This is a genomic window from Neisseria sp. HMSC061B04 (assembly GCF_001836705.1).
In the GTDB taxonomy this organism is placed as follows: Bacteria; Pseudomonadota; Gammaproteobacteria; order Burkholderiales; family Neisseriaceae; genus Neisseria.
The window spans coordinates 1-8,684 of sequence record NZ_KV830202.1 but is presented as its reverse complement, the minus strand read 5'-3'; the positions used below and the strand labels follow the sequence as shown (position 1 = coordinate 8,684).

The window sequence follows — 8,684 nt, the reverse complement described above, 5'->3', positions numbered from 1 at the left end:
AGAAGAAAAAGGACGTGCGCGGGCACGTCCTTTGAGGAGAATGAAGGGAGCGATTATTCGCTCCAGCTGACTATGCCTAGCATCCAAGTAAGGAGAATCAGACCACCGAATACGATGCGGTAGTAGGCAAAAGGAACATAGTTTTTACTGGAAACAAATTTCAGCAAAGCTTTTACTGCTAATAAACCGGCGATAAATGCTGCGATAAAACCGATGGCAATTTGTCCGACATCTTGCAAGGTAAAGAGTTTGTAGTTTTTTAAGATGTCGTAACCTGTTGCCGCAATCATCATTGGTACGGCAAGGAAGAATGAAAATTCGGTAGCCGTTTTACGTTCCAGCCCCCACAGCATACCACCCATGATGGTACTGCCTGAACGTGATGTCCCAGGGATAAGGGCACAAATTTGGGCGCATCCTACAACAAATGCGTCAATTGGGCGCATATCATCGACATGGTTGACTTTAGGTTTGGCTGTTGTTTGGCGTTTTTCAACCCATAAAATGAAGAAGCCGCCCAATACCAGCATGGTAGCAACGGTAATCGGGTTGAAAAGATGCAATTTAATTTGTTTACTGAATAAGAGGCCAACAATCGCAGCAGGGATGAACGCGATAAATAAATTCAGCACAAATCGATTGGCTGTTCGCTCTTTGCCTAGTCCTTTTATGATATGGGTAAATCGTTGGCGATATTCGAATACGACGGCTAATACGGCACCGAGCTGGATGGCGATTTCGAATACTTTTCCGTTACTTCGGAAATTCATTAAGTTGCCGAATACAATCAAGTGACCGGTACTTGAAATGGGGAGGAACTCGGTTAAACCTTCGATGATACCGAGAATAAGTGCTTTAAATAAAATCAGAATGTCCATAAGTTTTCAGACGGCCTTGAGGCCGTCTTTCTTTTGTTGAATAGTTAAAGTGGTTTTGAGGATTGTTCGCGGCGGACTTTAACGATGAGCTCGTCTATGGTTTTCATACCGGATTTCCAGTCGCTACCATTGAAATTGACTTTGTATTTACCACCGACAATGACAGTTGGTGTGTTCTCAATTCGATAAGTTTCCGTCAATTGCTGCATTTTTGCAGCAGCCGACGCGGCGGCAGGGCTGTTGTAGGCTTGAAGCAGTTTTTTACTGTCAAAACTTGTCTGTTTACCGACCCATGATCGGAATACATTTGCATCAGCCAAGTTAATCTTCTGTTCGTAAACAGCTTTGAAGATGACTGGATTGGCCTGATATTTCAAACCTGAAAGATTGACGGCAGCGGCTACCTTGGCCAAGCCCAACATTTCAGGCATCCAAACGACGTGCTCTGTCCGTAAGGAAACATCTTTGGCGAAGGTTTTGCTGTGTTGCAACAAAACCGGATCGAGATGGTAACAATGGACGCAGAAGTAGCCGAAAAATTCTAGCACTTCAATTTTTCTGGTTTGCTGCTGCGGGATAGAGCGACTAAGAACGGTATAGTCCACGTCTTCGGTAGCAGCCTGCGCACTCAGGCTGAGCAGGCTCAGGCTGAGTGCGGCAATAGTTTGTTTCATACGCTGCTTCATCAGTGATTCCATTATTTAGTAGAACGAATCAAGCTGTTGATATTATGGTCTTGCAGGTTTTTTTGCAGTTTCACAGCGGCTTCCTGCGGCATGGTGTTACTTTGAACTCGATAAATGGTTTTGTCGCCGTTTTGCGACTCAACCACTTTGGAAGACACACCTAAAATAGCCAATTTCGCACGTTGTGAATCTGCGCTGGAGCGGTCTGCATATGAACCAAGTTGCAGGAATGCCTTTTTACCGCTGTTGGCAGCTGCTTCGGCTTTTTCTGCCGATTGTTTGCCAGCGGCGTTGCTGCTTTCTTTTGTTGCAGAGGCATTTGCAGCTTTGCGTGCTTTTTCGATGCTGCCGCTGTTGAGGATTTGCTCAGGTGTCGGCTTGTTTTGTTTCTTGGCTTCTGCCGCTTTTTTCTCAGCCAATTTGCGCTCGGCACGCTCTTTTTGTTTGTCGGTCAATTGGTCGGCGGCCGCTTTTTTGTCTTTTGCAGTTTTATCGGCAGCTTCTTTTTCAGCTTTGGCTTTTTCTGCGCGTTTTTTTTCTAATTCGGCTTTTTTCTCAGCCAGTTTTTTCTTGGCGGCTTCTTTTTCTGCTTCCGCTTTTGCAGCTTTTTCTTTGGCTTCACGTTCGGCTTTGTCGGCGGCAGTTTTGTCTGCTCTTTCTTTGGCCTCATGTTCGGCTTTGTCGGCGGCGGCTTTTTCAGCTTTTTCTTTAGCTTCGCGTTCGGCTTTTTCTGCTTCAGCTTTATCCGCTTTTTCTTTGGCCTCGCGATCGGCTTTTTCCTGAGCCTCTTTTTCTGCTTGTGCCGCTTTCTCTTCAGCTTCTTTGGCAGCCTTTTCAGCCGCTTCTTTTGCTTTGGCTTCTTTTTCAGCCGCTTCTTTTTCAGCTTTGGCTTTTTCTTCATCTGCTTGGCTGGACGAATTGTCGGTGGCAGGGCGTTTCTCTGCTTTGTCTTGAGGCTTCAGGATTTCAGGTTCTTCATTTTGTTTAGGCTGGGTCAGCTCTTTGAAAACGTTTTGGTTGCCTTGGTTCAGGAAGAACAAAATACCGGCAATAATACCTGTTGCCAGTATCAGGCCGAAAAAGAAACCGGCCAAGCCTTTGCCATATTGTGTAGATTTTTTCATGACTTACCTTGTAATAATGGGTTCAGACGGCCTGAAGGGAGACTGTCTGAGTTTGAATTCGATATTTTATCAATAACCGTTATAGACGGCAAAATCCTGATGCTTTGTTTACTCTAGTTTTACTTAAATATAAAGATTCAGGCCGTCTGAAAAGTTAGAGGGCGCGACGGAAACCGATGGCTTTCATCACATGGGTTTTGCTGACTTCTTCGTCGCCTGTCAAATCGGCCAGCGTACGGGCGACGCGCATAATGCGGTGGAAGCTTCGAGCGGAAAGGGACAGTTTTTCGAGCATGGTTCCCAAGGCTTCTTGCGCTTCTTTTTGGATACGGGCTTTGCCGTCGAGTTCGCTGACACTCAATTCGGCATTAACTTTGCCTTGTCGGCCGTATTGGATTTTGCGCGCGGCGGTAACGCGTTTTAATACGGCGGCACTGGATTCGCCGGCTTCTTGTTGCATCAGCTCGGCAGCGGAAAGGCTGGGTACTTCGATGGTTAAATCAATGCGGTCGAGTAATGGCCCTGAAATTTTGCTGCGGTAACGGGCGATGCTTTCAGGCGTGCAGCGGCAAGGTTTGGACGGATGACCGAGATAGCCGCAAGGACAGGGATTCATGGCGGCAACGAGCTGGAACTTGGCCGGATAAACGGCTTGGCGTGCGGCGCGGGAAATATGGATTTCGCCGTTTTCCAAAGGTTCGCGCAATACTTCCAATACTTTACGGTCAAACTCGGGTAATTCGTCTAAAAACAACACACCGTGGTGCGCCAATGAAATTTCACCCGGACGCGGGTCTGAACCTCCGCCGACCATGGCGGCCGAGCTGGCGCTGTGGTGGGGACTGCGGAAAGGACGGTTGCTGTCGAGTTGTTGCTGATGATTGGGCAGGAGCGAACGCAATGCCCAGACTTCGACCAATTCGTCTTCGGTCAAAGGCGGAAGGATACCGGGCAAACGTTGCGAAAGCATGGATTTGCCCGTTCCCGGAGGGCCCATCATCAGTAGGCTGTGTCCGCCTGCCGCGGCGATTTCCAAGGCGAGGCGGGCAGTATGTTGGCCTTTGACATCAGCTAAGTCGGGTATTTTACTTTGTTCAGACGGCCTTTGTGGCAGTTTGCATTCGGTTTGTGTCAACGGTTCGATGTCGTTTAAATGGGCGGCCACTTCGCCCAAAGAACGCGCGCCATAAACTGCAATGCCACGCATGACGGCAGCCTGTTCGGCATTTTCTTGCGGCAAGACGAACGAACGGCCGGCCTGCATTCCCTGCCATGCCATGGCCAGCGCGCCGCGTACGGGACGCAGCAAGCCGGACAGCGCCAATTCTCCGGCAAACTCATATTGCGCGAGCTTTTCAGGGTTGATTTGTCCCGATGCGGCAAGAATGCCCAAGGCAATCGGTAAATCGAAACGGCCGGATTCTTTGGGGAGGTCGGCCGGTGCGAGGTTGACGGTAATTTTCTTGGCGGGGAAGTCGAAGCCGCTTTGGATGATGGCGGCACGCACGCGGTCGCGGCTTTCTTTGACTTCAGTATCGGGCAAACCGACGATATTGAAATGTGGCAAGCCGTTGGCAAGGTGGGCTTCCACTTCGACCAACGGCGCGTTCATACCGCTTAAGGCGCGGCTGTAAACCAAAGCAAGCGACATGTTTCAGACGGCCTTATTCGGCGGCTTCGGTTTGTTGTGTGATTTCGGCAACTGCTTCTTCGGCAGCGGCTTCGGCAGCTTTCAAAGCAGCTTCTTCAGGCTCTTGGGCGGCTTCGAGTTTGGCCAAACGGGCTTCCAATTCGGCCAGCTTGGTACGGGTTTTAATCAAAACCTGTTGTTGGATGTCGAATTCTTCTCGGGTTACCAAATCCATGCGGTTGAACGCGCTGCCGAGCATGGCTTTAACGTTTTTTTCCATGTCTTTGGCAGGGCTGTTGGCGATGGTTTCGCTGATTTTGGAGCTGACTTCTTCAAAAAGTTGTTTGCCGAACATAATCCGTATCCTTTATTCAGAATGTATATAGAAATTCAAGTGGCTATTGTATAAGGAAAAAGGCCGTCTGAAAACGGGAATTTTGAGACGGCCTGTACTTTCTATCGTAAATATTCCGTGTCTTTTAACGCTCAACACGAGCTTCAAAAACAGGCATCAGCCATGCGCCGCCCGTGAAGCCTTTGCATGAACCGGTGGTGTGTTCCTCACTGCGGACAAACGTTTTACCGTCCCATACCGCTGCATTGCTTGTCCAGCAGTCGCCTATGCCGCGGCCTTTGAAGCTGCCGCTAAGGGTGGCTGTTTTCTCATCGAATCCGCCGTGCCCGCCGTATGTCATTGGTGGTAGCACTTGTTCGATTTTGGTTAATTTTTTGTCGGCAATGACATAGTAGCCGCTGGTTTGATAGGCTCCGCCGATACAGACGGCCTCCACTAAAACTTGTTGTTTATTGAGCGGATAAATATTTAGGCTGCGGTTCCAATCCATGTGCTCTTTATCATGCAGGGCCGGGCAGTAATTCTCGTCATTTTCAGAAACGCGGTTGCTGTTGCGCAGCAGTTTCATGACGGCGCTGTGGCGCGGTGTGTCTTGTTCCAGTATATCGCCTGCTGTTTTCGGTACGGCAACGGCACGGATAACGGGTTTGGGTTGCGGATTGAGGACTGTCTGACTGCTGTTGCCTTTGCGTATCAGCGCGGAAGGTGTGTTCAGACGGCCTTGGAATTCGTCCGCTTTCAACATTGCTGCCGCCGCGCCTTTGTCGGACAAGTGCCATTCATATTTGCCGGCGCGGATGCTGATTTTGCTTTCTTTTTTCAATGCTTCGAGCAAGGCGTTGGTTTGCGCGCTGCTCAATTTGCCTGTGCCTTTTTTATTCAACGCCAATTTGCCCAGTGATTTACCGTTCAATACCAATTCGTTGCGGGTTGCAATGCTGGCGAGTTGTGCTTCATCGTCATGAAATGGCAGCAGGGAAACTTCGCCGGCCACGGCGGCGTTCGCCCCCGCTTTTCGGGTAAACAGGATGGAAACCGGCGTTTCTGTTTCATCCGTCTGATATCCGGCAAGACGGCAGGTGCCGGTATTGTCGCAGGCAATGTCCCAGTCTTGGTAATTTTGATAAAAGCCTTGAGGTGGAGCAGCCAGTGCGGTGGCAGGTAAAACAGCCAGCAGCCATTCTTTCATGATGCATTCTTTCAATTTTATTTATATAGATTCACAAAGGCGGCATAGCAATCCAAAATTTGTTACGCTGTTTTGTGAAAATATCGTTCGTAAAAAGGTTTGAATATTTAGATGTAAAAAAGGCCATCTGAAATGTCCTTTCAGACGGCCTCCATGCTTTTTTATACGCCTGCGGCTGCTTTCAATGCGGCTGCTTTGTCGGTACGCTCCCAAGTAAACTCAGGCTCTTCGCGGCCGAAGTGGCCGTAGGCGGCGGATTTGCTGTAAATCGGGCGCAAGAGGTCGAGCATTTGGACGATGCCTTTAGGGCGCAGGTCGAAATGTTCGCGAACCAGGGCAATCAGTTTTTCTTCGCTGATTTTGCCTGTGCCGAAAGTATCGATGGAAATCGAAGTCGGTTCGGCAACGCCGATGGCGTAGGAAACTTGGATTTGGCATTGGGTTGCCAAACCGGCGGCAACGATGTTTTTCGCAACATAGCGGCAGGCATAGGCGGCGGAACGGTCGACTTTGGACGGGTCTTTGCCGGAGAACGCGCCGCCGCCGTGCGGAGCAGCGCCGCCGTAGGTATCGACGATGATTTTACGGCCGGTCAAACCGCAGTCGCCTTGCGGGCCGCCGATAACGAAGCGGCCGGTCGGGTTGATCAGGTATTTGGTTTCGTCGGTCAGCATTTCAGACGGCAGAACCGGTTTGATGATGTGTTCGATCACGGCGTTTTTCAGCTCTTCGTAACCGATAGACGGATCGTGCTGGGTGGACAGGACGACGGTGTCAATGCGTTTTACTTTGCCGGTTTCGCTGTCGTAAACCACGGTCAGTTGCGCTTTGGCATCAGGACGCAGCCAAGGCAGGCGGCCGTCTTTGCGCAATTCGCTTTGGCGTTGCATCAGGCGGTGGCTGTAATAGATGGCAAACGGCATCAGGGTAGGGGTTTCGTCGCAGGCATAGCCGAACATCAAACCTTGGTCGCCAGCGCCTTGGTTCAAGTCGATGCCTTCGCCTTCGTTCACGCCTTGGGCGATGTCGGGGGATTGTTGGTCGTAGTACACGCCGACTGCGCAGCCGTTGGCGTCAAAGCCCAGCTCGGACGAGTTGTAGCCGATGCGTTTGATGGTTTCGCGTGCGACTTTGATGTAGTCCACTTGGGCGGTGGTAGTAATTTCGCCTGCCAATACGCACAAGCCTGTGTTGACCAAGGTTTCAGCGGCGACACGCGCTTTGGGGTCTTGCGCCAAGATGGCATCCAAAATCGCATCGGATACTTGGTCGGCAACTTTATCCGGATGGCCTTCGGATACCGATTCGGAAGTAAACAGATATTCGCTCATTGCTATTCTTTCATTAAAAACAGGCTGCTGTGTTTTCAGACGGCCTTTTATTTCGGGCAGCGGAAATCATAACAAAAACTCCGCTTTTTCTCTATACAAGTGAGAAACATTCGCACTTGCCTACTGTTTCGGAATCCTGTTGCGCGTTTCTTACAGGCAAAAAAATTCCCGCATTAAGCGGGTTTGGATTGCTCTGGCGAGCCACATCGGTTTTTCAACCGTCCACCTTACCTTTCCGTTTGAAAAGCAGGTTGGCATGGAATTCCCAACTCTTAATGCAGCGCGGATAGTAGCAGAAAAGCAGGTGTGCCGCAATATATTTGCCCGAAGTCTGTTTTGTTCAGACGGCCTGTTTCGTTTACAATCTGTCCACTTCATTTTGGTAAACCCTTATGCAAACGCTTGTTACCTTTGTTTTTAAATTTTTGGCCGCGCTGCCTTTGGCTTGGTTGCACAAATTAGGCAACCTGCTCGGCAGTTTGGGTTTCCGCGTGCTGTCGAAAGATCGCCGGCGTGTTTTTGAAAACATGAAACTTGCCGGATTGAACCCGACGGACGAGGCGGTGAAAAAAGTCTTCCGTGAAACGGCAAAAGGCGGCTTGGAATTGCCGGTGGCGTTTTTCAGACGGCCTGAGGAAATTGAAAACTTGTTTGTCAGCGTCAACGGTTGGGAACATGTTCAGACGGCCTTGAGCGCGGGCGAGGGTTTGCTGTTTATCACGCCGCACATCGGCAGCTATGATTTGGCGGGCCGCTACATCAGCCAGCAGCTGCCGTTTCCGCTGACGGCGATGTACAAGCCGCCGAAAATCAAGGCTTTTGATGCGGTGATGCAGGCAGGGCGCGTGCGCGGCAAGGGCAAGACTGCGCCGACCAGCATTCAGGGCGTCAAACAAATCATCAAGGCCCTGCGCGGCGGCGAAGCGACCATTGTGTTGCCGGACCATGTACCGTCTCCAAAGGAAGGTGGCGACGGCGTGTGGGTGGACTTTTTCGGCAAACCAGCCTACACCATGACATTGGCGGGCAAGCTGGCGCAAGTCAAAGGTGTGAAAGCTTTGTTTTTCTGCGGCGAGCGTCTGCCCGACGGTAAAGGCTTTGTCTTGCACATCGAGCCATTGCGCGGCGAGTTGAACGGCGATAAGGAGAACGATGCGCGCGTGATCAATGAAAATACCGAATATTGGATACGCCGTTTTCCGGAACAATATTTGTTTATGTACAACCGCTACAAACATCCCGAAGGTGCGCCTTTCCCGCCGCCGGAAGTATAGGCTTGCCGAATGTAAAAAACCTGCTTGGATTCAAGCAGGTTTTGTATTTGGTCGGAATGAGAGGATTCGAACCTCCGACCCCTTCGTCCCGAACGAAGTGCGCTACCGGGCTGCGCTACATTCCGAATGTGGGGAATTATAGGATGGGAGAGGCCGGTTTGTACAGGGGGTCGATAAATAATTAATAATGGGGCTGACGTAGATTAGCCCTAAATTC

At 50.3% G+C, this 8,684-nt stretch carries 8 protein-coding genes, 1 tRNA gene and 1 riboswitch; of the genes, 1 reads left to right on the top strand and 8 read right to left on the bottom strand.

Annotation, left to right across the window (positions count from 1 at the left end; translation table 11 throughout):
- Positions 1–53: 53 nt before the first annotated feature.
- The 7 genes from HMPREF2661_RS08125 to metK form a co-directional block, all read right to left on the bottom strand.
- The gene (locus HMPREF2661_RS08125; RefSeq protein WP_049323806.1) at positions 54–878 is read right to left on the bottom strand and encodes an undecaprenyl-diphosphate phosphatase; all 825 of its coding nucleotides are present in this window, start codon (positions 876–878) and stop codon (positions 54–56) included.
- Positions 879–922: 44 nt separating this feature from the next.
- A complete protein-coding gene (locus HMPREF2661_RS08120; RefSeq protein WP_070823282.1) occupies positions 923–1,564 on the bottom strand; it encodes a thiol:disulfide interchange protein DsbA/DsbL in 642 nt (213 codons plus the stop codon).
- An 11-nt stretch (positions 1,565–1,575) separates the two neighbouring features.
- Positions 1,576–2,688, bottom strand: coding sequence for an SPOR domain-containing protein (locus HMPREF2661_RS08115; protein ID WP_070823280.1), 1,113 nt, complete (start codon positions 2,686–2,688; stop codon positions 1,576–1,578).
- A 154-nt stretch (positions 2,689–2,842) separates the two neighbouring features.
- Complete coding sequence (locus HMPREF2661_RS08110) at positions 2,843–4,339, bottom strand: YifB family Mg chelatase-like AAA ATPase (protein ID WP_070823278.1); 1,497 nt, start codon at positions 4,337–4,339, stop codon at positions 2,843–2,845.
- A gap of 13 nt (positions 4,340–4,352) precedes the next feature.
- Positions 4,353–4,673, bottom strand: a complete 321-nt coding sequence (locus HMPREF2661_RS08105) for an accessory factor UbiK family protein (RefSeq protein WP_070823276.1) — start codon at positions 4,671–4,673, stop codon at positions 4,353–4,355.
- 124 nt (positions 4,674–4,797) lie between these two features.
- Positions 4,798–5,862 (bottom strand): DUF1176 domain-containing protein, encoded by a 1,065-nt coding sequence (locus tag HMPREF2661_RS08100; protein ID WP_070823274.1) that lies wholly within the window; start codon positions 5,860–5,862, stop codon positions 4,798–4,800.
- A 161-nt stretch (positions 5,863–6,023) separates the two neighbouring features.
- Positions 6,024–7,193, bottom strand: coding sequence for a methionine adenosyltransferase (metK, locus tag HMPREF2661_RS08095; RefSeq protein ID WP_036490097.1), 1,170 nt, complete (start codon positions 7,191–7,193; stop codon positions 6,024–6,026).
- 173 nt (positions 7,194–7,366) lie between these two features.
- Positions 7,367–7,477, bottom strand: a riboswitch (SAM-I-IV-variant riboswitch).
- Between the two features lie 108 nt (positions 7,478–7,585).
- Between metK and HMPREF2661_RS08090 the strand changes: the two genes are divergently transcribed.
- Positions 7,586–8,467, top strand: a complete 882-nt coding sequence (locus HMPREF2661_RS08090) for a lysophospholipid acyltransferase family protein (protein WP_070823270.1) — start codon at positions 7,586–7,588, stop codon at positions 8,465–8,467.
- Between the two features lie 48 nt (positions 8,468–8,515).
- Here the strand turns inward: HMPREF2661_RS08090 and HMPREF2661_RS08085 are convergent.
- Positions 8,516–8,592 (bottom strand) — tRNA-Pro (locus tag HMPREF2661_RS08085).
- Between the last annotated feature and the right edge of the window lie 92 nt (positions 8,593–8,684).